We start from the raw sequence: 25,531 nt of genomic DNA, 5'->3' as shown, positions 1-25,531 counted from the left end.
TGCCCACACAATGAAACCATCCGTGCCAAAAGCCGGGTGGTTTTTTTATTTTCTTTTTTGACGTAGAATAAAAGCAGCAAGCATTAGCGCAACTGCAAGTCCGGAAATACCAGGAAATAGAACAAAGAGATATAAAATCCCGCTTACTCCGGCAACGGCGAGAATAAATAAGAAACCTTTTAAAGGCGTATCCATTTTAAATGCAGCTATGATAGCAAATAAATAAAAAGTGGCAGCGAGTATCGGTAAGAACATATTACAAAGATGGAAACCTAATGTTAAGTTAATGTTAACACTAGGTATAATTTCATTTATATGACATTATTTATGATAAAAGAGCTTTAAACTAGTAAATGAGGCCTTTCCTGATAAGTTTTCCAGAGCAACTCCCCAAATAAAGAATTCGCCCATGGAAAAGCATTTCTGGTAAATTGGCTGAAATTATCTTTTTGAAAAGATTCATGCATAAATCCTGTACCGGCATTTGATTTTTTTAAGATCTGCAAGCATTTACCAATTTCCTGTTCATCGGTAGAAGTCAGTGCCCGCACAATTATACTCATGGGCCAGATCATGTCTTTACCGATATGAGGGCCACCGAGTCCTTCCGTTTCCTTTCCCTGGTAAAAAAACGGATTATCTTTCGAAAGCACCATTTTACGCGTATTCTGATATACGGGATCGGTTACCGAGATTGCACCAAGGTAAGGCAACCCCAGCAGACCAGGTAAATTGGCATCATCCATCAGATTGAAACTCCCCATCCCATTGATTTCGTAGGCAAACACCTTTCCATATACTTCATGCTCAATGATTGCATATTTCTGAAGTGCCGTTCTGATCTCCAGGGCCAGGTCATCCATCTCCTTTGCTACTGACTCGTCAGCTTTGACCATGCGGAAAAGCTCTGCAGCCTGCCTCATACTCACCAGAGCGAAGAAATTAGAAGGAATATGAAAAGAGAAAGTAGTCGCATCCTCGCTTGGCCTGAATGCCGAACATATCAATCCAACCGGCTTTACCGGATAACCGAATCCCTGCATAGGGAGACTGTCCGTTGCCCAGGCAGAGTTGCGTTGAAAATGATAAGGACCATCATTCTCTTTGCGCTGCTGCTCCTTAAATGTCTTAAGAATGAGCTTGACAGCATCTTGCCATTCCGTATCAAACAGGCTGGTATCTTTGGTTTGCTGCCAATATCTGTAAGCAAGCCTTATAGGTGCACATAACGAATCTAATTCCCATTTCCGCTCATGTATACCAGGAAGCATAGTTGTCAGATCATCTTTCCATTCGCTGATTTTGGCAGGATCATCATAAAACGAACTTGCATATGGGTCCTTCATCACATACTTTACCTGACGATTGATTACTCCTGCCACAAGATCTTTCAGAGGCTTATCCCTTCTCAGCAGAGAAAGATAGTTCCAGACCTGACCGGTACTATCTCTGAGCCACATTGCATCGGGCTCAATTGCACTCACAAAAGTTTCAGGCTTAGGTCCCGGATGCAGGGTAACTGCAGTATCCAGTGTATTGGGGAAACAGTTATTGAACAGCCATACATACTCCTTGTTCTTGACTTTAGACGAAAATTCGGCGACAACATTATCAACTGCCTTAGAAACAAAACGCCTCTGTGCCTGTATCTTTCTGACGACGGGAAATTCCTCCTCCATAGTAGAGCCAAATAATTTATTAGAATAAAGTGCAGCAGCAAGGAGTCCGGTTTTTTTCACAAAGGATCGTCTTTTCATCTTAACAGGTATAAATACAATTAGGCGAAATTAAAAATATTTACCTTGCCCCGCCTCTTTATATTTAAAATATACAATTAAACATTAAAGTATATATTAGCTATATGAACAGTTTTTATCAGAACTATAAAGGAATCATATGGCTTATGACCGGTATCTTTGCCGGAAGCCTGGCAGGTCTGTTTTTTGGAGAAAAAGTACAGATATTGAAACCCGTAGGTGATATATTTCTCAATTTATTGTTCACGGCCGTAATTCCACTGGTATTTTTTTCTATAGCATCAGCAATTGGCAACCTTAAAGAAACCGGGAAGCTGAGTAAAATGATGGCTGTAATGGCATTGGTATTTCTTTCAACAATTTTGATCTCCGCTTGTTTGACAATTTTTGCTGTAAAAGTATTCCCTGTGCATGAAACAATTTCTGCCATTCCACTTGAACAGGACATTGTAAAGAAACCTTTCGGGGAGCAGCTTACGCAACTATTTACCACATCAGAATTCTTCGAATTATTATCAAGGAAGAGTATGCTGGCCATGATTATTTTCTCTGTTCTAACCGGATTTGCCACCCTGCGTTCCGGTGAATCCGGCAGTGCATTCAGCGGTTTTCTTAATTCCGGAAATGAGGTTTTTAAACAGATATTTATTTTGATTATGAAACTCGCACCAGTTGGCCTTGGCGCCTACTTTGCTTATCAGGTAGGTGTTTTTGGTCCGCAGCTCTTTGGGACTTATGCCCATTCCCTGGGACTGTATTACGGCACTGGTGCCGTTTATTTTATCGTGTTTTTTAGTCTTTATGCATTTGTGGCAGGAGGAGTAAAGGGATTCAGGAAATATTGGAAATACAACATTGTTCCTTCAGCAACTGCCATAGGCACCTGCAGCAGCATAGCCAATATACCTGCAAACCTGGAAGCATCCTCCAAAATAGGTATTCCGGATTATATAGCGAAGGTGACAATTCCTTTAGGCGCCACTTTACACAAAGACGGATCAAGTATATCTTCCATTATTAAAATGGCTGTTGTATTCGCTTTGTTCGGAAAAAGTTTCGACAATGCAGAAACAATTGCAATCGCGCTGGGGATGACGGTTTTAATCAGTATTGTAGAGGGAGGCATACCAAATGGAGGTTATGTCGGCGAACTTTTGCTGATATCTGCCTATGGTTTCCCACCAGAGGCATTACCTCCCGCAATGATTATCGGTACCCTGGTAGACCCAATGGCAACGCTGCTGAATTCAACTGGCGATACAGTTGCAGCTATGTTGGTCAGCAGATTTACAGAAGGAAAAAACTGGATGTCTAAAGCGGCATAAATCCGCTGTTCAATGCGTCGTCATGTAAACCGATCACAGAATAATGCCTTGGAAGATACCAGGTAACAGTCTGCATCATATTTCTGAAAGTTGTTTCTGAATCAAACTTGTCCGGAGTTATATTAAATGCGAGATCCTGCTGCATCTCCTCTCCTTTTTTGCGCATCATCAACAAGACCTTAGGATTTTCCACTCCATTTAATTCAAAAAAATCCTTGAGAAGCTTCCGGGTAAATGCTGGCAAAATATTTTCAGATGGCTGCCCGATCAGTACCTCTTCTCCAGCACTAAGCTCTTCGTCATTCTCTTGGTTAAAAGAATTGTCTTGCTTTAAAAAGCTTCCGTTAAGCTTGTAATTAAGCAGATCACCATAAGAAAGAATCCAATCCGGATGTCCGCCATCTGGATTAATAACAATCCCATAACCCCGTTCCAGCAGAAAATCAGGAACCATCAGATCTATAATAAAATTTTGAAAAGTTTCTCCCGGTTGAGGCAGGAAAAGCTGAAAATAGGGGAAGCCGTCCGGACCCGCAATGATCTGTGGATTACCGCTCCGAAAGCTCGCATGAGGAAGATCAGTTAGTAACTGGGTCAACCACTGCTGGTCTCTCGCCTCGGGCGCAATTTGAAGCAAGGCAGAGACAGACTCCGTTTTCTGCAAACTGAACTCATATTGTTGTGCTTCAGCTGCTGCGTTATCATTAATTTCTTTAGACAAACCCGAATCCTGTTCTCCCTCTGTATGTTTGAAAATATCAAATAATCCCATAAACTTAAAATTATCGCCCTGCCGGTCTATCCCTCGCTGCGTATTCAAATTTAACAAAAAATGTACAGGCACAAATTTTTAAGATGAATTAAACACCCCTCCCATTCAATCACCTGACATTCTGAATCTTTCTTTTATACCAACGCATCCACCAGTTGCTGCAGATCATTAAAACACTGATCGGGATGCCCGTATGCAGTAACAGTCCAGCGTATACCATTATTTCCTGACTCAATCAAAATATGAAATTCAGGATTGAGGCCATCAGTTACTCCATAACCACACCGTTCAAGTGCTTTTCTTGTCCAGATGAAAGGCAGCCCATCTCCAATTAGCGAAATCTGCTGTTTTAATACACGAGGAATTGTAAAGTGGCCGGTATACGGGTCAAAATGAATTTCTTCTCTATTGAAAGCCTTTTCAAATACACCATCAAGAACAAGTTGCTCTGGTATGCCGGAATGAAGCCCTCCGCGCCCGTCCATTAGCCAGATCAGGTCCGATGTCTGTAAGGCGAGATCAAGTTCATGCGTTGATATTATTATTGCTTTCCCGGTCTCACGGGTCAGCTTATAAAGTAATTGCATTAGTTTTAACCTGCTGGGAAGATCCAGATGAGCAGTCGGCTCGTCCAGAACAACGACCGGAGTATCCTGCGCTATTGCCCGGGCCAGCATCACCTTTTGACATTCGCCATCGCTCAGACTATCCACCTGCCTGTCTAAAAATCCGGTAGTATCGGTAAGCTCAGCCGCCCTGATTATCATTGCCCGGTCTTCTGCATTTAGTTTACCAAACCAGCCACTATAGGGGTATCTGCCTAAAGCAATTAAATTATACACATCAAGATTACTCCCTGTCACCTTTTCACTTAGCACCAGGCTTAGTTTTCTTGCGATTGCCGGAGCTTTAAGTGTTTTTAATGGTATGCCATCAAGCGAAATTTTCCCAGATGAAACTGGCTGAAGCCCCGTCAAAGTACGCAGTAAAGTAGACTTGCCGCTTCCATTTGGCCCGAGTAAACAAATCAGCTGTCCCCCGCAGACAGTTAAATCAAGAGGTCCGGCTACTACCCTGCTGGCTTTCGAAGCAGGATATCCGATCATGAGACCTTCAGTTTCAATTAAAGCAGTTTTTAATTCCTTCATCAATCTCTTCTTTTTTGGCGCCTGGCAATTACCCAGATTACCACAGGTGATCCGATAAGCGCTGTAATTATATTTATAGGCAACACAGACTGACTTCCAGGTAATTGCGAAAAGATATCACAAATCAACATTAGCAGGGCACCGATAAGACAACAGGCAGGAATAAGCACACGATGACTGGAAGTCTGAAATATAGCCCGTGCCAGATGGGGCACGGCAATTCCGACAAACCCAATCGGGCCACAGAATGCGGTAATTCCTCCTGCAAGTAAGCTGGTGCTGCTAATAATGAGGATTCTTGCACTCTTCACTGAAAGGCCCAGCGACATGGCGTAGCGATCGCCAAGAAGCAGTGCATCCAGACTTTTTGAAGCTATGAAGGTAAGGATTAGACCGAAAAACACTACAGCAGTCAAGATCATCAGCTGGACTCCGTTTACCCCACCCAATGAACCAAATGTCCACATCAGATAATCTTTTATCAATTCGGGAGCACTATAGTACTGCCAGATACTTACCAGCGAAAGTGTAATATTACCCAGCATCACCCCGATAATAAGCATGACAATATGATCCTTTACTGCACCTGATATGAGCAAAACAAGAAACATAACCAGAGCAGCGCCCGCAGACGATGCTAATATAATGAGCCAGCTGCCCGAGATACCTAATTCCTTAATCGTATATAAACTTGTGATTGTGCCTGCAGAAAACATAACAATGGCTACACCAAGGCTCGCTCCCGCTGTTATCCCTAATACCGAAGGGCCAGCCAATGGGTTCCGGAATAAAGTCTGCATTTGAAGACCGCTTACTGCCAGACCGCTACCAGCTATTATAGCCGTAAATGCCTTTGGTAATCTGATTTGCTGAATTATAAAACTCCAGGAATCATTCTCTATTTGCTTACCGGAAACTACATCCAGAATCTGTAGCAAAGGAATATGAATCGAACCAAAAGCTATATCTACCAGAAAAGCAATCAGAATGAGTAAGAAAAGGATATATAGCCTGTAGTTAAACAATTGATTTTATTTGACCGGTTTAAAATAATACAATTCATGTTGAGGCAGCAATTCCGGATGAAATATGGCGATCATGTCTGCCAGCACAAGCTGAGGGTTAACTGTCCCCGACTCCCAGTAATCATTCGTACCTGAAACCGTTGAGCGTTTGTTATTATTATATATCTTATTTTGCCTGAATGATTTAAATTGCTGATAGCGTGAGTCTACTGCTTTAATTTCATCCTTACTGCTGAGTGCACCCGGACTAAGCCAGAAGTCAGCTTGAAGTGCCACAGGTGCCACCATTTCAAAACTAAGTGCCAGACTGCCGGTCCCTTTACTGGAAGACCAGCTATAGGTCGTGCCGGCGTCTTCAAAAAACCTTGCCATAAAACTTTCGCCGGCAGGCACATACCAAGTATCTTTATACGGTAATCCAGTTATAATTTTCGGCTTTTGCACTGCATTTCTACCCAGTTCAGCCAATATATTGTATTTCTTCTCCAGTGCATTAAACTTTGCATTGACAGCCTGCTCCCTGTCCATCAACGCACCCATTACCTTGACCCATTCTGCTTTACCAAGGGGTGTTGTTTCGAGCCAGTCTGAATTTAACATGACGGGTACTCCCGCTGAAGTTAAAGTACTATACCGGCTGAAACGATCATCCGGGTTACCGGTAACCATTACCAACCCTGGCTTCATATTAATTACCAATTCTGTATTCAGTGTAGTTTCGTCTCCTGTTTCTTTTATTTTACCTTCCGAAATTCGCTTCAAAACCTGCGGGTTACTAACATACTGCAAACTTCCCAGACCAGTTATAGCTGGCACAGCATCTGCAAAATCTGCCAATGCGATATGAGAAGAGGACAACCCGACCAGGCTATTAAGCGGTGTACGGATAATCTGCGCGGTTTCGTAACCTTGCGGAACTGTTTTATCCTTCGCCAGCAGTACGTAGACAGCCGTATCTTTAACCTTATTTCCTCCGGAATTTATACGCAGAACCTTGAAATTTTCATAATAAGTAATGCTAAATCCCTTTGCATATTTAATTTCGGCTTGGCCAATACTAGCATGCTTTTGCGTTTCCGAGGACTTGTTTTTATCCGAACTGCAGGAATGCAGCACAACTACAACAACTAATAAATAACTAAACCACGAAAAAAGGAAGGTAGATTTATATCTTATCATATAATTATAAAATGCTATTGCTACAGCATAGCTTAGGCCACAAACCTAAGCGAAAATTCTTAAACCCCTGTTACCAGTTAAAATAATATATCCCTATAGCAACCACCAATACCAAAATAACTGCATAGTGCAGGCTTCTTATATACGCATAATGGACTCTGCTCAGTTTCACCTCCGATACTGGTAATAACAGATCAATTCCGATGACACCCGATATTGCCATCAAAGGATAACCAGTATTGGGGCTGGCGTGCAAATGCCCTCTGTTCATCATATATTTCCATGCGGCACTATTTCTGGATATTAAAAGTATGAGAACAGCGGTGATCCTGGATGGAATAAAATTAATGACATCATCACTCCAGGCTGCAGCTTTACCAAAATCTTCAAATTCCGTAGTTTTATAACCGATCCGGTCATCAAGATAATGGATTAATTGGGACGACAACATTAAGGGAATCCCTCCAAGGCAATAATAAAAAACCGGCGAGACCACTCTTTTACTTAATCCCGATGACATGCTGATCACCGTCTCATACCTGGTATAAGCAGAAGAATCATTTCCCTCCTTATTTTTATTAAAAGCGGCATCACCATTCTGAATTAATTTATTACTCCCCAACGACCAGTAGATCATCAGGGTGCTTAGCAACAAATATGCAGGGACAGCAAATTCTAACAAATAAGACCAGATCAATGTAGTCACTATAAAAACAACACCTGTGCTTATAACCACAAGCATTGCCCCTTTAAGCAAACGCATTGTCCCGCAGTTCATCCAGTTTAAAACTGAATTTATGGCCCGTTTAAAAAACAATTCCGGTCTATAGGCGGACGGTAAATCACCGATTGCAAAATCGAGCAGGTAACCTGCAAGAAGCGGTAAAAAAACACGTATAAAGCCCTCCATTGTTTTATAATTTAATGATCCGTTTAAATTTAAACTTACAAATAAGAAATTAACAATTTTACAACCTATTTATAATAAACAAATACAATTATTTAATTTTTGGCAGGGTCATAAACATAAACTACTTCATAAGAAGCGCCAGACAAGGCTGGAGAAAATGCGCCCAGAGGAAGATCTACAGATTGGGGTGTCGGTTCACATACAGTGTAAGACTTACCTTTATAATTAATGAACGTTCCTTTTGGATCCGGCAGTGCAACGGCAATATTAATATGCCCCGGATAGAGCAATGCTATCATAGGCAGGTTATATATTTCTTTTACCAGGTAAAAGAACAATCCCGCACGATCATCACAGTCGCTGTAAGGTGAGAACAACGTTTCCTCCGGAGAAAGCCTGCGCTCCCGTCCAAAATTCTCCTGATCATTTTCGTACAAAAAGGCGTATCGTGTAAAACGCATCAGATAATCGATTCCCTGCTCGGCTCCCATTCCGCTCATGTTGTTTTTTAATAATGGAATTAAGGACTCATAAGTTGCCTTGCTAAGCGGAATATTAAAATAAGAAGCAAAATCAACAATCGGATAATTATTAAAAACGGCCTTCAGTTCCTGATTAAAAACGATGTTAAAATGATATGGCCTGTGATTATAAATAAAATCAATGCTTTTAGCTTGATAAGCTTCCGGCTCAAAATCAGGTAAACGGGTAACCCGGTAAGAAAAAGAGTTAACCGCACCCGGAACTTTCAATACAAGGGGGACAGGCGGCTGAAGATGGATATCAAACGGCTCAAAATCATGTATATTCAAACACATATATTTCTTCTTGTCAAACATAAAGAATGGAATATCCTCTATATTTTCCTCATTATAGATGTAAAATATCAGCTTCTCACCTGTAATTGCAAGCCTGGCATCGAATCCGGCTGCCGTTAGAAAATACCATTTGTAAAGTGTATAAATATTATAGTCTTCATTTTTAGGACACAACTCCTGCGCTACTTTTCTGACCAACTGATAGTAAAGCCAGTCATTCAGTTCGAAACGCTGCCGGAAAGCTTTTAAAGAATCCAATAAGATTTGACTATGCTGTTGCCGGACGGCTAGATATGCCGGTAAAAGAGTTGCAGCACTGAGTGTATCTTTAAGCCTGACTTTACCGGAAGGAAAATCTCCTCCTTTAAATTGCAGCCCATAAAATGCAACATTCAATTGTATACCCTGTGCTCTTATACCCGAAAAATTCAGCAGGATAAACCCAGCTATTATCAGCATAAATTTTTTCATAGCCGGCTATTTGGTAGTATAAATATACAGTATGATGTTAAATATTCTTTTATTAAAATTCATGACCATCAAATTACTCTATAAAATTGATAGATATTAAGATATCTCCTATCTTGGACATATAATTCTAAACAAATGAAGTATCCGAAAATTATATTACTCAGCTCTTTAATGGGAATAGCGTTCTATGCAACAGCACAGAATCAACCAAAAAAGGGAAACTGGCGGGCGTCCATACAGCGTGAGGACGGAAAATCAATAGTCTTCAATCTGGAGGCAGCCGAGGTTAAAGGCAAAAACGTGTTTTACATTGTTAATGAGCCAGAAAAAATGCTGATTAGTAATATAACCAGAAAACAGGATAGCCTGTTTCTTGATCTCCCTTTTTTTGAGTCTGAGTTTCGCGTTCGTCTAATCGGAACAGATAGTCTTTCCGGAAGCTGGGTCCGTAAAGGTATACAGAAAGATATTGTCCTCCCTTTCACTGCCACTGCTAAAAATCCAGAAAGGTTTAAAGCCGAACACGGTGCTGCAAATTCTTCTGTGCAGGGAAAATGGAAAGTCTCTTTTATCAGGGGTGGAAAGGCCAGGCCCGCTATCGGACAATTTATCCAGCAGGGTAACAAAGTATCGGGCTCTATTCTGACGCCCTCAGGAGACTACCGTTATCTTGCTGGTATCGTAACGGGGAATAAATTAAAGCTATCGACTTTTGACGGTGTACACGCAATGGTTCTGGATGCCGATCTGAATAAGGACCAACTTTCAAACGGACACTTATATAGTGGTATGGCCGGTTATGAGGAATGGACTGCAGTAAAAGATGAAAATGCAAAATTAGAAGCGGCCCAGACCAGTCTTAAAGATGGAGAAAGCGGACATCTGAACTTTAGCTTTAAAGATCTGGATGGGAAACAGGTCTCTATCAATGACAGCAGGTTTAAAAATAAAGTTGTCATTGTTCAGTTATTGGGCTCATGGTGTCCGAACTGCATGGATGAGACCGCTTTCCTGAGTGATTATTATAAACAAAATAAAAACAGAGGTATCGAAGTAATCGGCCTGGCGTATGAGTATACTGGTGATTTAAAGAGGTCAAAAGCTAGTTTGCAAAAATTCAGGGACAGATTTGATGTGCAATATCCAATTTTAATTACACCTACGACTGTAACTGACTCATTGCGTACGGAAAAAACTCTACCGCAACTAACCGGGATTAAAGTATTTCCTACCAGCCTGATTCTGGATAAAACCGGCAAAGTTGTAGAAATTCATACAGACTTTTATGGTCCGGGAACCGGGGAGTATTATACCAGATACAAAGACGAATTTGAGCATACGATTACCAGACTTCTAAAAGAGTAAAAAAGACTCCTATAAAAAAAATGCTGCTGTGAATATTCACAGCAGCATTTTTTTTATAGGGTAAAGCTTAATTATTTTTTCAACTGTTTAGTTGTAGAAGCAGTAAGCTCACGTTTTGCTAAAGCATGACACTCAAAAATGGCATCACTGAACATCATTTGTTCCGGCGGAGTTTTTTGAGTCGAAGCAGAAGGGCCTCTTAAAGCACCAACTAAGCCTAATTCTCTGGCAACATATACATACCTGATCGCATCAATAACGACACCTGCAGAATTCGGAGAATCCTGAACAGAAAGTTGTGCATCAAAGATTACTGGAGCGCCCATAAAACCTTCCAGCTCAAGACGGAAGTTGGCTACCTTATTATCACCGTAAAAAGAAATATATTCAGAAGGACCGGCATGCAGGAAGCTGTCTTCAGTAGAAATACCTCTAATATCGTTCTGTGCACGGATTACATTCTCTTTAGAGATCTTTTTAGATTTAAGACGATTCTTATCTTCCATATTCAGGAAGTCTGTATTTCCACCCACATTACGCTGAATGTGTGCTTTAACATGGTGTCCTCTTTCAAAAGCAAGTTCCTGAAGCATTTGAGATACAATACTTGCACCAAACTGGCTACGCATATCGTCACCAATAATTGGTATACCAGCATCGATAAATTTCTGTTCCCAAACCGGATCAGATGCAATAAATACAGGAATACAGTTAACCAGGGAAATTCCAAGCTCAATGCAGATTTCAGCATAAAACTCAGTCGCTAATTGCGATCCAACCGGCAGGTAATTAATTAACACTTCTACTTCATGCTGACGAAGCTGAGCAATAATTTCTGCTCTCAGGCTTTGAACCTGTGCTGCATCGTAAGTAATACCTTCAAGAAGAACGTCTGTGTTTTTCAATTCATCTTTAATAACAAATCTGTTGGCTTCCGGATAAGCAGCCATTTGCGGAGATACACCGTCAATCACAGGAGATTTGTAGATGGGAGCATCTGATTGTAAATCTCCATTTAATACTATTGTACAGTTTGGCTTAGCAAAAACTGCTTCCTTTAAAGGAAGACCAATTTTTCTTTCGTCAATATCAAAGCCGCATACAAATTCGATATGAGCTGCTTTATATCCACCAATATCATCAGCCATTAAACCTGATGTCTTATCTGTATTATTTGTATAATATTCCACGCCCTGTACGAGCGAGCTTGCGCAGTTACCTACGCCTAAGATTGCAACTCTGATTTTCTTTCCTTGGTTTTGCATTATTTGAACTTGTTTATTCGATATTTATCAAACAGGGGTCTTTGGGCAGAATACCCCCATTCGAATCCTTCGCAAAAATAGAAATCAGTTTATTAAATCCACTATAGTTCCCAAGATATTCGGGAGAATTAAATCAAGTTGTCAGAATTTTACATTCTGACAACTTTAAGGTTTTAGTCAGTTTTATTACGCTAAACTGATTTAATAGCAAACCAGTAAAGCATTAATTAGATTTTCGACCAAAATCGTCAAAAACAAACAAATACCCTGTCCTGCTGTTTTCTATCCATGAAAAGTTATAAGGATAAGCAAACGATTATCCCCTATCTGATGCTTGAAAATGCCGCAGCATTTGTGTCATTTGCCAAGATGGTATTCGATGCAGAAATTATAATGATGGAGCTGGCCGAGGATAACAGAACCATTCTACTCGCTGAAATCAAAATTGGTTTGAATATTATCCTGCTGGCCGAGGCAGTAGATCCATGCGGCGTTTCAAAGGGAAATTTTCTAATTTATGTCGGCGAAGTAGAAGATACATTTAACAGGGCCATTTTTCATGGCTCCGTTATTATTCAGGATATTAAGCTAATGGATTTTGGAAGAAGCGGAGGCTTGGAAGATCCCTTTGGGAATACCTGGTGGCTCACTACCGCCTGATTGAATTTTAAACACCTGTCACCGCCCTGTCCAGATGTACATATCCCCCGTCGACATAGATAAGCTGACCAGTGGTATGACTTGAACGCTCTGAAAGCAGAAAAACTACCGCATTAGCTATTTCAGCAGATTCCGTCATTCTGTTACCCAGCGGTATTTTACGCAAGGTAGCAGCAAGCTTTGTATCTGCATCGGGCAATGAAGTTATCCATTGCTGATATAAAGGCGTATAACACTCTGCGACAATCACCGCATTAACCCGTATACCCGCAGGTAACAATTCGACAGCCCATTCCCTTGTCAGCGCGTTCCTTCCTCCATTTGAAGCTGCATAAGCAGATGTGCCGCCCTGACCCGTATCAGCGACCTTAGACCCAATATTTACGATAGACCCTTTCGAATTTTTCAAATACGGAAGGCAGTGATGAGCCATCAGGTAATAATGGATAAGATTTTTATGTAAGCTATCAATAAAAGCTGTATAATTTCCACTTTCAAGACCTACGCTGTCATTTACCCCTGCATTGTTGACAAGCCCATCTATTCTGCCAAATTTCGCGGCAACCGCCTGCACAACCTGTTCCACTTCTTCAGGTTTGCTTAGCTCAGCCTTAAATTGAAAAGCATGCAGTTTTTTAGCATGCAGTTCATTGATCAGTTTCAGATTATCATTTTCATTTCTGCCTATTATTACAGGCACAGCACCTTCCGCAGCAAGTTGCCGTACTATACCCTCTCCGATTCCTTTTGCGCCACCGGTAACTAATACTATTTTATCTCTGAGTTCCAGATCCATGAATCAATTATTAGTAATAAAATTGAGTTCTTTCCCACTCTTTCACTTCCTGACGGGAAGAACCTAGTCCTTCAATACCCAGTTCCACAACATCTCCCGGTTTCAGGTATACAGGAGGGTTAAATCCAAGCCCGACTCCTGCCGGCGTACCAGTAGAAATGATATCACCCGGTAAAAGTGTCATAAACTGACTTACGTAAGAAATCACGTGCGGAATGTCAAAAATAAAGTTAGCTGTATTGCCGTCCTGCATCATTTTTCCATTTACAGATAACCACAGGCGAAGCTGATTGATATCATTAAGTTCGTCCGGCGTAGACAGATAAGGGCCTACCGGCGCAAAAGTATCACAACCTTTCCCTTTATCCCATGTTCCATTTCTTTCCAGCTGGAATGCCCTTTCTGAGACATCATTATGCAGTGCGTAGCCCGCAACATACTCAAGAGCTTCCCCTTCAGTTACATAAGAAGCTGTTTTACCAATTACAATAGCTAGTTCTACTTCCCAATCTGTTTTCACCGAACCTTTTGGAATAATAACCGGATCATATGGCCCCGATAGTGCTGTGGTTGACTTCATGAAAATGACAGGCTCAGAAGGAAGTGGCGCGTTAGTCTCAGCAGCATGATCTGCGTAATTTAGTCCGATACAGATAATTTTAGAAGGTCTGGCTAACGGGGGGCCCAAACGTGAACCAACAGGTATCTCTACCAGGTTATCTTTCTGCTCTGCAAGATATGCAGCTAGTCTTTTTAATCCTTCCGAAGCAAAAAACGCTTCATTATAATCCGTTCCTAATCCAGAAGTATCATAGTGTTTTCCGTCGATCACTACTCCGGTTTTTTCTTTCCCGGCATTTCCCCATCTAATTAATTTCATTATTATATTTAGTTATTGAGTTTTACAAATCCCCCGTCGACCGGGTAATCATTTCCTGTTATAAAGCCGGACTCTTCCGCACATAAAAATAATGCAAGCGAAGCCACCTCTTCCGGGCTGCCCATACGACCAATTGGCTGACTTTGGGATAGTTTATGGAAAATTTCATTTTCCTGACCCGCATAATTTTTAGCGATGAACCCATCCACAAATGGAGTATGAACTCTCGCTGGTGAAATGCTGTTACAGCGGATCCCTTCTGCGAGGTAATCTTTAGCAACCGACATAGTCATTGCGTGTATTGCTCCTTTACTCATCGAGTAAGCAAAACGATCAGCAATTCCCACCAGGGCAGCTATAGAAGCCAAATTCAAAATCACCGGACTTTTACTCACTTTCAAATAAGGCAGCGCCGCAAAAATGGCATTATAGGCACCTTTTACATTCACTTCAAAAATACGGGTAAAATCTGCTTCTGAAGTATCACCCGCTTTCCCGATATGCGCTATCCCCGCATTGTTCACCAGAATGTCAACAGCTCCGATTTGGTGAAACGTCCTGAGCACTTCCTGTTGTTTACTTACATCGCAGCCATAGGCATAAGCTTTCCCGCCATTTTCCCTGATCATATCTACCGTTTCTTCCGCGGCTATCTGGTTCAGTTCTATAATGTGCAATACTGCACCCTGTGTTGCGAATAACAGAGCGATCGCTTTTCCAATACCACTGCCGCCACCAGTAATTACGGCTCTTTTATCTTTTAAGCTGAACATAATTTAATTTTATAATGAAACACCTCTTTTCCAGGGAATAAAATCGTCCTGTCCCAGTATCACAGCTTTTGGCCGGATTTCTCCGCTGGCAACTCTGATTACGTATTCAAGCATCCGGTCAGCTGCCGCTGCAATACTCTCATCTCCCTCAATAATTGTCCCGCAATTCAGATCTATAATATCGGGCATTTTTTTGTATAAAACCGTATTAGTAGACACCTTAATAACCGGACAGACCGGATTCCCTGTAGGCGTACCCAGGCCAGTGGTAAAAATTACGATGTTTGCTCCTGCTGCCACTTCTGCAGTTGTGCTTTCCACATCACTTCCAGGCGTACAAAGTAAATTGAGGCCCGGTTCTGTCACCTTTTCCGGATAATCAAGTACGGCGGTAACTGGGGAGGTCCCTCCTTTTTTTGCAGCCCCTGCAGATTTAATGGCATCAGTGATTAATCCATCTTTGATATTTCCGGGAGATGGGTTTGCATAAAACCCAGAACCCGAAGCGACAGCCCTGGCATTATAAGTCTGCATCAGATTCATAAAATGGCTGGCTGTCTCTTCGTTTACACAACGGTCACTCAGTTCCTGCTCCACACCACATAATTCAGGAAATTCAGCCAGGATTACCGATCCTCCCATCGTGACTAGTTTATCCGAAAGATTACCTAATACAGGATTTGCAGAAATGCCTGAGAATCCATCCGACCCTCCGCACTCTAATCCTATACACAGCTTACTGAGCGGTGCGGGTTCTCTTTTTTGAGAACTTGTTTGCATCAACCCCGTAAATGTCTGTTTAAGTGCTTCTTCCAAAAGCCGCTTTTCCGTACCTAATTCCTGCTGTTCCAGTATAAATACTGGTTTATTAAAATTTGGATCACGTAAAGTTATCTCCTGTTGTAACATAGAGGTCTGGGCATGCTGGCAACCCAGACTTAATACTGTTGCTCCGGCAACGTTCGGATGCGTAATATAGCCGGCCAGCAAACCGCATAAAGTAATTGCATCTTCCCTGGTACCTCCACATCCCATATCATGGGTTAAAAACTTAACCCCGTCAATATGAGGAAAAAGAGGGACTGCAGGTTTTGAAGCAGACTGCTCAAGATCTGCATTCATAATATCTTCCACCGATTTGCCGGCTTTGTAAAGCGCAATCAGATTTTCAACTTCGTTTTCATAACCCTTAGGCTGCTGAAAACCAAGTTTAGCCTGTAAAGCATCTTTCAGTACATTGACATTCCGGTTTTCACAAAATACCATCGGAATAACCAACCAGTAATTTGCTGTGCCGACGCTACCATCTTCCCTGTGATAGCCCATAAAAGTTCTCTCCTGAAAAGCACTCACGTCCGGACGATCCCATTCTGTATTTCTTTTTGACAGACTAAAATCTCTCGCTGCATGTACCACATTTTCTAATGTGAGTGCTTCTCCAAGAGCAATTTCCCGGGTTGCCTTCGCAACCAGCACACCGTACATTAGAATATCTTCCCCTGTGGCAAGATCCTGTAAGCTGAATTTGTGTTTTGCTGCAACCGAAGTAATCAATTCGAAGTCATTTCCATCAAAATTAACTTTGGTTCCGGACGGCAAATCCTGCAGGGCGACCAATACATTGTCCAGTGGATGGATTTGCAAATACAGATTTTTCATAAAGTATGCAGTTCAAAGATTCTATCCATCAATATCCATTTTTCCCCGGGTCGTGCAATTGGTAGTGCCTGCTGGTACTTCCACATTAGCTCTTCCCATTCCTGTACTTTGGAATTCCCCTCATCCATTTTTGCTTTTTTTTCAAAACTAAAATCAGCATGAGCTTCTATAATCATCACAAGCCGGTTAGTAACCCGGTATATCTCCATACTCAGAATTCCCGACGAAAGAATACTAGCTTTTATTTCCGGCCAGACCTGGCGGTGCATTTGTTCATACGCGCTGATCAGATCAGGATCGTCGATAAGATCCAATGCCAGACAAAATCTATTCATTACTTTGATTATTAAAAATGATTAACTCAAAGAAAGTAAAAACACCAACGATAATATTGTCTATTTAGACAAAAGAATAAATGATTTTGGCATATTTACGGTTAGAACCACTCATTCTGTAACAAAAAGATGAAACCTCAGCTACTTAAACTGTCTACGAATTCAATCCATTCTTTCAGTGCGAGAGAAGATCATGTCCCTTATATAAACAACAGGTGGCACTATCACCCGGAGATTGAGCTGCTTTTTATCAAACAGGGAAGCGGAACACAGTTTATAGGAGACCACATCCGGCGATTCAGATCAGGTGACTTGGTTATGATCGGTTCAAACCTTCCCCATTACTGCAAATTTGACGATATATATTTTGACGAGAACAGCGGGGCAAAAGCCCAGATATATGTTATTCATTTCCGGGAAAACTTCTGGGGCGATACATTCCTGAACTTACCTGAAAACAAATCCATCAAAAATTTACTGGAGAGAGCCAAAAGAGGTTTACTAATCACCGGTAAAATTGAGAAAACCATAGCAGATATTGTCGCGAGGCTACCCAACTCAATAGGGAGTACCAGGTTGCTCAGTTTACTGGAGTCGCTTCATTATATGAGTGGAAGTAACGAGCTCATCACCTTGTCTTCTATTGGGTTTAATCCTGCTTATGAACAGACAGAAAATGATCGTATTCATGCAATTTATGAATTTTCACTTGCCAATTTTAAGAGAAAAATTCTGATGCAGGAGGTAGCAGAAGTTGCCCATGTAAGTGTAAATTATTTCTGCAGATATTTTAAATCAAGGACGAGCAAGACCTATTCAAGATTTATTAATGAGATTCGGGTGGGCTATGCCTGCAAGCTTCTTATCGAGAACAAAATAAGCATTAAACAGATCTGCTCTGAAAGCGGATTCTACAATTTCGCGAGTTTTCACCAGTATTTTAAAGCTATCACAGGAAAAAGCCCACTGCATTATCAGCGGGCTTATCTGAACGATCCGGCTATTTTAGCACAGATTGTATCGGAATAATAGCTAGTTACTTTTTACCGGACCAGATTTAAGTTCCTTCAAAAATCGTACGCATGTGAACACCATTTGTTCGTTTCCGTACAAATGGTTTGTTAAAGTGTATTTTTCAGGCACATAAGACCCGGTTTCGTTTATGGCATTAACATCGCTAAAGAAAAACGAGAATAAAATCCAAATTATGCTTCAACATTACCTATTGCTGATTTACAGGAACTTCAAAAAACATAAAAATTCATTCTTTATCAACTTGATTGGCCTTACAGCAGGGCTTACCTGTACTTTGCTAATTAGTTTATGGGTAACCGATGAAGTTAACATGGACAAATTTCACGTTAATGGTACTCAGCTTTACCAAGTGATGGAAAACGAGCAGATAACATCAGGAGTAAACACTACTGACCAAACTGCAGGGATATTAGGTGAAACATTGCTAGCTGAGATGCCCGAAGTACAGGACGCTGTAGCTGTCTCACCCCAGTATTGGATTGCACAGAGTAAACTCCTAACTGAAACCAATAACAGTATTAAAGGAGATGGCCTATTTGCCGGGAAGAACTTTTTTCAAATATTCTCCTATCCGCTAGTTTCAGGTAATGCCAGAGAAGTTCTCAAAGAGAAAAACTCAATTGTTATTTCAGAGCAAATGGCAATGAAATTATTCAACACTACAGATGTTCTCGGTAAAGAAATTGTCTGGGAAAATGCTGATATGGAAACAGAAAATCATGCGCTTGTTTCAGGTGTATTTAAGGTCATGCCTTCGACCTCTTCAAAACAGGTCGATTTTATTGTCTCGATTGGTTTGCTTATGGGACCATCTTCTCCTTTTTCGGAATGGAGTAACCGTGGCCCTAATACCTTTATCCTACTGAAAAACAATGTGCCGGTTGATGTTTTTAATGCGAAAATCAAAGGCTTCATGAAGTTGAAAGGACAAAACCGTAGTGAGCTATTTATCAGACCCTATGCAGACGGCTATTTATATGATAAATATGAAAATGGTAAACAGACAGGAGGGAGAATAGAATACGTTAAGCTATTTTCTCTCATTGCTATTTTCATCCTGGTAATTGCGTGTGTAAACTTCATGAACTTAGCAACAGCAAGGGCATCAATAAGGATGAAAGAAGTCGGGATAAAAAAGGTTATGGGTGCAAGCCGTGGCTCCTTAATTATGCAATTTATGGCAGAATCTCTACTTTTGGTCTATTTATCCTTATTCTTCTCCCTCCTTTGCGTTGAACTTTTACTCCCGGTGTTTAATGAAATCACAGGTAAACATTTATTATTAGAGTTTGGATGGAAGCTAGCCCTGATATTGATTGGAATTACCACTTTAACTGGATTAATTTCGGGAAGTTATCCAGCATTATATCTATCAGGTTTTAATCCCGCTGCAGCTTTAAAAGGAAAAATCACGCATTCTGCCGGAGAACTATGGACCCGTAAAGGACTGGTTATATTTCAGTTTACACTTTCAGTAATCCTCATCGTTGCTGTTTTAGTTGTCTACAAACAAATTGAATTTGTTCAGCACGGATATCCGGGTTATAAAAGAGACAACGTTTTATATCTCGAACCCGAAGGTAAATTAAAAAATAATGCCGGCACTTTTATCAATGCAGTAAAGAAGATTCCCGGCGTAATTAATGCCTCCAGTATGAATAAGAGATTTATCGGCGATTTAAAATCTACGCAAGGTGACTTCAGCTGGGAAGGACGCGATCCGAAGCAAGCACTTGCCTTTCAACATGCCGGCATAAATAGCGGCCTGATCGAAACCATGGGGATGGAGATGATAGATGGCCGTACTTTCTCGGATAATTTTGGGTCTGATAGTACTAAAGTGATTTTTAATGAGGCTGGTATAAAAATTATGGGCTTAAAAAACCCGATAGGTAAGGTCTTTAATTTATGGGGGAAAGACCTGCAAATTATAGGTATAGTCAGAAATGTGCATTTTGAATCTATGCATGAAATAGTGAAACCCATGTTCTTTTTGTTTGATGCTAAACATACAAACAGAATTATGGTCAGAATAAAAGCCGGCACAGAAAAAGAAACAATAGCTGCCCTTCAAAAAGTCTATAAGGATTTTAATGCCGGAAGTAATTTTGACTACAAGTTTTTAGATCAGGATTTTCAGGAACAATATGTTGCAGAGCAAAGAGTTTCCTCATTGTCGAGGTATTTTGCTTCACTGGCGATCATTATATCTTGTCTTGGTCTATTTGGCCTGGCTTCGTTTACGGCGCAGCGAAAACTTAAAGAAATTGGAATCAGGAAAGTATTAGGCGCAAGTGAGTGGAGAATTGTATACACTTTATCAAAAGACTTTATTAAGCCCGTATTTATCGCCATTTTGATTGGGCTGCCATTAAGTTACGTACTCACTAAGCAATGGCTGGATACTTTTGCTTATAGAATAGATCTGCAAGTTTGGTACTTTGCAGGAGCGGGTTTTATCGCGCTCTTTATTTCCTGGATTACAGTATGTACACAAGCTATCAAAGCAGGCTTTAAGAATCCGGTACAATGCCTTCGAGACGAATAAAATTCAGCCCCTAAAACAAAAGGACCGCAAATCAATTAACTTGCGGTCCTTTTGTCAGATCTTGCATTTAAGAAATTACTGCATTGCTATCAGTTTCTCTTTCAGCAGGACAACTTCCTCTTTTTTACTTGGTTTAGCTTCGAAAATACCCTTTACATTTTCGGTTTTTCCATAATATTTCTGGTTAGCCTGACTATCAATATCCAGGGAAGCACCATTTAAAGTAATTCCAGCAAATAAACCTTTACTTCTTGAGTAAGAATAAACTTCTGCTTCCAGTTTATAGTCTGTGTTAGCTGAAGAGCTTCTTCCCACCGGTCCGGCTGCAACAGATAAATCTCCACCAAGTGTGAAGCTGCTCTTTTTAATTTCAGTGAGACTTTTTCTATGCTTAAATACAAGTACAAGGTCTACAGACTGTACTCCTATCTGCGCGCCTATACTACCGCCCGTCATGGTCACAAAAACAGGGTTACTCCAGGTACCATCGGCATTTTTAACCATGGCCACCCCTTTACCTCTTTTTGCGCCAACCACAAATCCTGCATTGATCATTTTGGGAATTACAATGATCCCTTCAGTTACCGCGATAAGTTCAGACGGAATAGACTCTTTCATTCCGGCAAAATCAGAAAGTACAGTCGCTGCGTCTGTCATTTTCTTTTGTTCTTTTTCCTGTGCACCGGCAGTTATCCCGCTTGTTAATAAAAGTCCTGCTAATACGTAAGCAGAGAATTTCTTCAGTTTGTTGTGTGTCATGATAAAATTTAATTAGATGGCATCAGGCCATTTATATTATAAACAATATAAAGGCCAGAAAATTATTAGTGATCAATAATTTGATGGGTTTTATAAATGCACACGGTAGGCACAGCGTCTGTTACCAGCTACAATATATTCGATGCGGTTGACAGGAATTTCTTCTCCCACAACTGCTTTTAATGTTTTAAATTCAGCACAGCAGATTGCCGGATTAGCATGTGCTGCTACGTTTATGGGGCAATGATTCTCCACAAAGATATAGCTCAGGTCATCCTGAATAAACTGCGCCATATAACCTTCCGTGCTCCTGATCGCGGCAAATCTTGTGATCCGGGTAACCGGATCCGTAATTCCCTCGAGCGCCTGCAGGTAACGACGGGTACTGTGATCGCCATCTACACTGATAACCTGGCTTACGGCCTGCTCTCCCAGTGTTTCTTTCATCACCTCCATCAGTCTGACAGTTAATGAAGCATGCGTGTCCGGAAATCTTGATTCTCCCAGCTGGGTTAATGACCAGAATTGCTGAGGCCTGCCCCTGCCCGAGGGCTGTGCTTCTGACCTGACCAGACCTTCTGCCTCAAGCCGGCGGATCTGAAAGCGTGCGCCTTCAACTGTGAGTTTTAACGCCGCTGCCAGGTCGAGCAAGGTTTGCGGGCCATTATTCTTTAATAGTCCGAGACACCGTTCCCTGAAATGGAGACGATTTTCCATTATAACCAGCCTAATTCCAGTTTTGCTTCTTCACTCATCATATCTCTATCCCAGGGCGGATCAAATGTTAGTCTAACTTCCACCTCGCCTATTCCAGGTATCGCTTTTACTTTAGTTTCCACTTCAGTCATAATTTCTCCGGCAGCCGGACAAGCCGGTGCAGTAAGCGTCATATAAATATGAACTCCCTGATTGTCCATCATCTGGATTTTATAAATCAGACCAAGTTCAAATATATTTACCGGGATTTCCGGGTCATATACCGTACTTAAAGCTTCTTCAATACGGTCTCTTAATGATAATTCGCTCATTTGTGTCCTTGTTTTGCGGCAGACTGGTAAGCCAGTGCGTATAATTTAATTTGTTTGAGCATAGCCAGTAGCCCATTTGAACGGTTTGGAGAGAGATGATTCTGCAACCCAATCGCAGGAATGAAATAAAGGTCAGCAGCAACAATTTCTTCAGGCGTGTGTCCGGAAAGGACGCCCACCATCATACTAATCAGTCCTTTGGTAATAATAGCATCACTGTCTGCAGTAAACCATACGCTGCCATCCCTGAATTCAGGCTGTAACCACACATTAGATTGACAGCCTTTGATCAGATTCTCCGGTACTTTATATTTTTCATCAATCAAGGGAAGATCCTTACCCATCTCGATGATATTTTCATATTTGTCCATCCAGTCTGAGAAAAGTTCGAAATCTTCGATTAGCTCATCCTGTTTTTCATTAATTGTCATATATATTGGTTTAAGGCAAAAAGTAAAGATATCTCTGCTTACCCCTGCAGTATTGCAGCCGCTCTTTTGATTCCTGCAACCAGCAAATCAATCTCTTCAGTTGTATTATAAAACGCAAAAGATGCGCGGCAGGTTCCCGGAATCCCGAAATAATCCATTACCGGCTCTGTACAATGATGTCCGGTTCGAATAGCAATACCCTGTTTATCCAGTAATTCTCCCAAATCATACGGATGAATATCGTTAATGAGAAAAGAAACTACACTTGATCGCTTTTCCGCCTGACCGATAAAACGGATACCCGGTATAGCTGCCATCTCGGTAAGCGCATATTGAACTAACATATCTTCCTGTTCCCTGATCGTATCCAGTCCCAGTTCAGTGATATAATCAATTGCTTTTCCTAGACCTACTGCACCGGATATATCTGGTGTACCAGCTTCAAATTTATAAGGGAGCACATTGTAAACTGTTTTTGCAAAAGTTACGGTTTTGATCATATCTCCCCCACCCTGATAAGGTGGCAAATCGTTCAGCCATACCGATTTCCCGTATAATACGCCAATCCCTGTAGGCCCGTACAACTTGTGTCCTGAGAAAACCAGAAAATCGACATCGAGTTCCTGCACATCTATCGGAAAATGTTGTACAGCCTGAGCTGCATCAAGCAGTACAGGTATATTCTTAGCATGTGCCTGGCTAATCACTTCGTGCACAGGATTTACTGTCCCTAAAGAATTAGAAACGTAAGTCAGCGAAACTATTTTTACTTTCTCATCTAATAGACCTGGCAGCTCATCTAATTTCAGAACGCCATTCTTATCCATTGGAATTACCTTAAGCACTGCACCGCGTTCTTCGCAGATCATCTGCCAGGGCACAATGTTAGAATGGTGTTCCATAGCTGATATTAACACCGAATCACCAGGTTGCAGATATTTACGGCCGTAAGAAGAAGCGACCAAATTAATACCGTCGGTTGTGCCCTTGGTAAAGATCACCTCATCACTTTCCGCGGCACCAATAAAAGCAGCTACTTTTTTACGCGCCTGCTCATAAGCAGCAGTCGCCTGCTGACTAAGCAGATGTACACCACGGTGCACATTACTATTGTACTCCCGGTAATATTGTTCCAGCATATCCAGCACCTGAACCGGCTTTTGTGTAGTTGCCGCATTATCCAGATAAACCAGCGGTTTACCATAAATAGTAGTACTTAATATAGGGAAGTCCTTTCTAATCCGGTCTGTATCTAATCTAGCCATAAACTGAAGTATTGGTATCTGCGAAAGAATTTTCCATCTTTTCGTAGATTAAACTTTGTACATATTCCTTTACAGGCTCGTTTGTGATTCTTTGAGTAACATCAAACATAAATGCTTCTACCAGTAACTTACGGGCAGAATCCTCACCAATTCCCCTTGAACGCAAATAGAATAAAGATTCAGGATCAAATTGCCCAACTGTACAGCCGTGACTACATTTCACATCATCTGCGAAAATTTCCAGCTGAGGTTTGGCAAAAACCTGTGCTTTATCGCTTAATAGCAGATTATTGTTTTGTTGAAACGCATTAGTTTTCTGCGCAGGTCTTTCGACAAACACTTTACCGTTAAATACTGCTTTTCCCTTGCCCAGCAATACACCTTTATAAATCTCATTGCTGTCGCAATTAGGGAATAAATGATGAATTGCAGTATGGTTATCCGTTAACTGGTGATCGCCGACCAGATAAAGCCCCATCAGATGAGTTTCTGTAGCTGATCCGTTCAATACAATTTCCAGGTTATTTCTGATCAGTTCTGCTCCCGGAAGATTAAAACTAAAATGGTCATAACGGCTGATCTTTTCCTGCACAACTTCCAGAAAATTGACTAACCTGTCCTCAGCCTGATTATGCTGTATCTGGTACTGGATTAAACTGGCTTGCTCGGCAACCCTGACCTGTGTTACATTGTTTACAAAAAGCTTATGACCGTTCTGAAGCGAAATAACAGACTCAATCACCTCAAGGCCTGCAAATCTGCCCATCACCAGAACATTGCGATTCTGGATAAACAAATTCTGCTCTCCGGCAAAAAACTGAATAATGTGCAATGGTTTATCCCAGATTACGCTGTCCGGAACCTCTAAAAGGTATCCTTCGTTAAAAAGAGCTGTATTTAATGCCAGCATACGGTTCCCCGCACCAACATGTTCAGATTTATAAGTATTAAAATAATTTAGATCTGAAACTTCAGATAACTGCTTAAGTTTAAAACAAGAAGCATCCGGCAATATAGAAAGTGATCCGTTTATTTTGCCGTTAACTAATACAAGTACATAGCTCTCTAATCCTGGAATCCGGGCATGTTGAACTGCATTTTCTAAAACCGCCGCCGCAGGTTGCTGTAAATCAAAACTATATTCATCAGCAAGGAAAGGAGCTAAATTTGTAAATTTCCAATCTTCGTCCCTGTTGGAAGGGAAACCTTTTTCTACAAAAGCAGTAAAAGCCTGTTCCCTCTCCTGCGTAGCATTCCCATCGGAATTACGCTGGTTATAGGCATCCACCAATTGTTGGTACAAAGGACTTTTAGATAACTTTTTCAT

Annotated in this window: 25 protein-coding genes; 5 read left to right on the top strand and 20 right to left on the bottom strand. The window is 41.2% G+C overall.

Annotated features, from left to right (window positions below; all coding sequences use genetic code 11):
• Window positions 1-45: 45 nt before the first annotated feature.
• Window positions 46-255 (bottom strand): hypothetical protein, encoded by a 210-nt coding sequence (locus tag BM192_RS09950; RefSeq protein ID WP_037441598.1) that lies wholly within the window; start codon window positions 253-255, stop codon window positions 46-48.
• Window positions 256-341: 86 nt separating this feature from the next.
• A complete protein-coding gene (locus tag BM192_RS09945) occupies window positions 342-1,757 on the bottom strand; it encodes a glycoside hydrolase family 125 protein (RefSeq protein ID WP_037441600.1) in 1,416 nt (471 codons plus the stop codon).
• A gap of 104 nt (window positions 1,758-1,861) precedes the next feature.
• On the opposite strand from BM192_RS09945, the gene BM192_RS09940 reads away from it, so the two are divergent.
• On the top strand, window positions 1,862-3,082 hold the full coding sequence (locus BM192_RS09940; protein ID WP_074587954.1) for a dicarboxylate/amino acid:cation symporter: 1,221 nt from the start codon (window positions 1,862-1,864) through the stop codon (window positions 3,080-3,082).
• Here BM192_RS09940 and BM192_RS09935 read toward each other — a convergent pair.
• From BM192_RS09935 to BM192_RS09910, 6 genes are all read right to left on the bottom strand, one after another.
• Window positions 3,069-3,854, bottom strand: a complete 786-nt coding sequence (locus BM192_RS09935) for a hypothetical protein (protein ID WP_074963974.1) — start codon at window positions 3,852-3,854, stop codon at window positions 3,069-3,071. The genes BM192_RS09940 and BM192_RS09935 overlap by 14 nt on opposite strands.
• A gap of 134 nt (window positions 3,855-3,988) precedes the next feature.
• Window positions 3,989-5,002, bottom strand: a complete 1,014-nt coding sequence (locus tag BM192_RS09930) for an ABC transporter ATP-binding protein (protein ID WP_037445214.1) — start codon at window positions 5,000-5,002, stop codon at window positions 3,989-3,991.
• Window positions 5,002-6,027: an iron ABC transporter permease gene (locus tag BM192_RS09925; protein ID WP_037445216.1), complete on the bottom strand. Its 1,026-nt coding sequence runs from the start codon at window positions 6,025-6,027 to the stop codon at window positions 5,002-5,004. Before BM192_RS09925 ends, BM192_RS09930 begins: the two co-directional genes overlap by 1 nt.
• A gap of 6 nt (window positions 6,028-6,033) precedes the next feature.
• Window positions 6,034-7,206, bottom strand: a complete 1,173-nt coding sequence (locus BM192_RS09920) for an ABC transporter substrate-binding protein (RefSeq protein WP_051760353.1) — start codon at window positions 7,204-7,206, stop codon at window positions 6,034-6,036.
• 70 nt (window positions 7,207-7,276) lie between these two features.
• Complete coding sequence (locus BM192_RS09915; protein ID WP_037445218.1) at window positions 7,277-8,116, bottom strand: cobalamin biosynthesis protein CobD/CbiB; 840 nt, start codon at window positions 8,114-8,116, stop codon at window positions 7,277-7,279.
• A 92-nt stretch (window positions 8,117-8,208) separates the two neighbouring features.
• On the bottom strand, window positions 8,209-9,405 hold the full coding sequence (locus BM192_RS09910; RefSeq protein ID WP_051760354.1) for a hypothetical protein: 1,197 nt from the start codon (window positions 9,403-9,405) through the stop codon (window positions 8,209-8,211).
• 135 nt (window positions 9,406-9,540) lie between these two features.
• On the opposite strand from BM192_RS09910, the gene BM192_RS09905 reads away from it, so the two are divergent.
• Window positions 9,541-10,770, top strand: a complete 1,230-nt coding sequence (locus BM192_RS09905) for a peroxiredoxin family protein (protein ID WP_074963973.1) — start codon at window positions 9,541-9,543, stop codon at window positions 10,768-10,770.
• 71 nt (window positions 10,771-10,841) lie between these two features.
• Here the strand turns inward: BM192_RS09905 and BM192_RS09900 are convergent, their stop codons facing one another.
• Window positions 10,842-12,035 carry an inositol-3-phosphate synthase gene (locus tag BM192_RS09900; protein ID WP_074587940.1) on the bottom strand — a complete coding sequence of 398 codons (1,194 nt, stop codon included), beginning with the start codon at window positions 12,033-12,035 and terminating at the stop codon, window positions 10,842-10,844.
• 288 nt (window positions 12,036-12,323) lie between these two features.
• Between BM192_RS09900 and BM192_RS09895 the strand changes: the two genes are divergently transcribed.
• Window positions 12,324-12,695 (top strand): VOC family protein, encoded by a 372-nt coding sequence (locus BM192_RS09895; RefSeq protein ID WP_037442515.1) that lies wholly within the window; start codon window positions 12,324-12,326, stop codon window positions 12,693-12,695.
• A 7-nt stretch (window positions 12,696-12,702) separates the two neighbouring features.
• On the opposite strand, the gene BM192_RS09890 is transcribed toward BM192_RS09895, so the two are convergent.
• The 5 genes from BM192_RS09890 to BM192_RS09870 are packed head-to-tail and all read right to left on the bottom strand — an operon-like array spanning window position 12,703 to window position 17,138.
• Complete coding sequence (locus tag BM192_RS09890; RefSeq protein ID WP_037442517.1) at window positions 12,703-13,491, bottom strand: SDR family oxidoreductase; 789 nt, start codon at window positions 13,489-13,491, stop codon at window positions 12,703-12,705.
• Window positions 13,492-13,501: 10 nt separating this feature from the next.
• Window positions 13,502-14,371: a fumarylacetoacetate hydrolase family protein gene (locus BM192_RS09885; RefSeq protein ID WP_037442519.1), complete on the bottom strand. Its 870-nt coding sequence runs from the start codon at window positions 14,369-14,371 to the stop codon at window positions 13,502-13,504.
• 8 nt (window positions 14,372-14,379) lie between these two features.
• Window positions 14,380-15,144 carry an SDR family NAD(P)-dependent oxidoreductase gene (locus tag BM192_RS09880; RefSeq protein ID WP_037442521.1) on the bottom strand — a complete coding sequence of 255 codons (765 nt, stop codon included), beginning with the start codon at window positions 15,142-15,144 and terminating at the stop codon, window positions 14,380-14,382.
• Window positions 15,145-15,153: 9 nt separating this feature from the next.
• Window positions 15,154-16,803: a UxaA family hydrolase gene (locus tag BM192_RS09875; protein ID WP_037442523.1), complete on the bottom strand. Its 1,650-nt coding sequence runs from the start codon at window positions 16,801-16,803 to the stop codon at window positions 15,154-15,156.
• Entirely contained in the window at window positions 16,800-17,138 is a 339-nt protein-coding gene (locus BM192_RS09870; protein ID WP_037442525.1) for an L-rhamnose mutarotase, read from the bottom strand. The genes BM192_RS09875 and BM192_RS09870 overlap by 4 nt, the downstream gene beginning before the upstream one ends.
• 129 nt (window positions 17,139-17,267) lie before the next feature.
• On the opposite strand from BM192_RS09870, the gene BM192_RS09865 reads away from it, so the two are divergent.
• Window positions 17,268-18,167 carry an AraC family transcriptional regulator gene (locus tag BM192_RS09865; RefSeq protein ID WP_037442527.1) on the top strand — a complete coding sequence of 300 codons (900 nt, stop codon included), beginning with the start codon at window positions 17,268-17,270 and terminating at the stop codon, window positions 18,165-18,167.
• A 178-nt stretch (window positions 18,168-18,345) separates the two neighbouring features.
• Complete coding sequence (locus BM192_RS09860) at window positions 18,346-20,721, top strand: ABC transporter permease (protein ID WP_037442550.1); 2,376 nt, start codon at window positions 18,346-18,348, stop codon at window positions 20,719-20,721.
• Window positions 20,722-20,796: 75 nt separating this feature from the next.
• Here BM192_RS09860 and BM192_RS09855 read toward each other — a convergent pair whose 3' ends face one another.
• The 6 genes from BM192_RS09855 to sufD form a co-directional block, all read right to left on the bottom strand.
• Complete coding sequence (locus BM192_RS09855; protein ID WP_037442529.1) at window positions 20,797-21,480, bottom strand: lipid-binding SYLF domain-containing protein; 684 nt, start codon at window positions 21,478-21,480, stop codon at window positions 20,797-20,799.
• 90 nt (window positions 21,481-21,570) lie between these two features.
• Complete coding sequence (locus BM192_RS09850) at window positions 21,571-22,197, bottom strand: helix-turn-helix transcriptional regulator (RefSeq protein WP_037442531.1); 627 nt, start codon at window positions 22,195-22,197, stop codon at window positions 21,571-21,573.
• Window positions 22,197-22,508, bottom strand: a complete 312-nt coding sequence (locus BM192_RS09845) for a DUF59 domain-containing protein (protein ID WP_037442533.1) — start codon at window positions 22,506-22,508, stop codon at window positions 22,197-22,199. The genes BM192_RS09850 and BM192_RS09845 overlap by 1 nt, the downstream gene beginning before the upstream one ends.
• A complete protein-coding gene (locus BM192_RS09840; protein WP_037442536.1) occupies window positions 22,505-22,939 on the bottom strand; it encodes a SufE family protein in 435 nt (144 codons plus the stop codon). Before BM192_RS09840 ends, BM192_RS09845 begins: the two co-directional genes overlap by 4 nt.
• A gap of 38 nt (window positions 22,940-22,977) precedes the next feature.
• Window positions 22,978-24,204, bottom strand: coding sequence for an aminotransferase class V-fold PLP-dependent enzyme (locus BM192_RS09835; RefSeq protein WP_037442538.1), 1,227 nt, complete (start codon window positions 24,202-24,204; stop codon window positions 22,978-22,980).
• The gene (sufD, locus tag BM192_RS09830; RefSeq protein ID WP_051760052.1) at window positions 24,197-25,531 is read right to left on the bottom strand and encodes a Fe-S cluster assembly protein SufD; all 1,335 of its coding nucleotides are present in this window, start codon (window positions 25,529-25,531) and stop codon (window positions 24,197-24,199) included. The genes BM192_RS09835 and sufD overlap by 8 nt, the downstream gene beginning before the upstream one ends.

This window comes from Pedobacter antarcticus, assembly GCF_900112985.1.
Classification (GTDB): domain Bacteria; phylum Bacteroidota; class Bacteroidia; order Sphingobacteriales; family Sphingobacteriaceae; genus Pedobacter; species Pedobacter antarcticus.
This window is presented reverse-complemented; position numbering and strand designations above follow the sequence as displayed.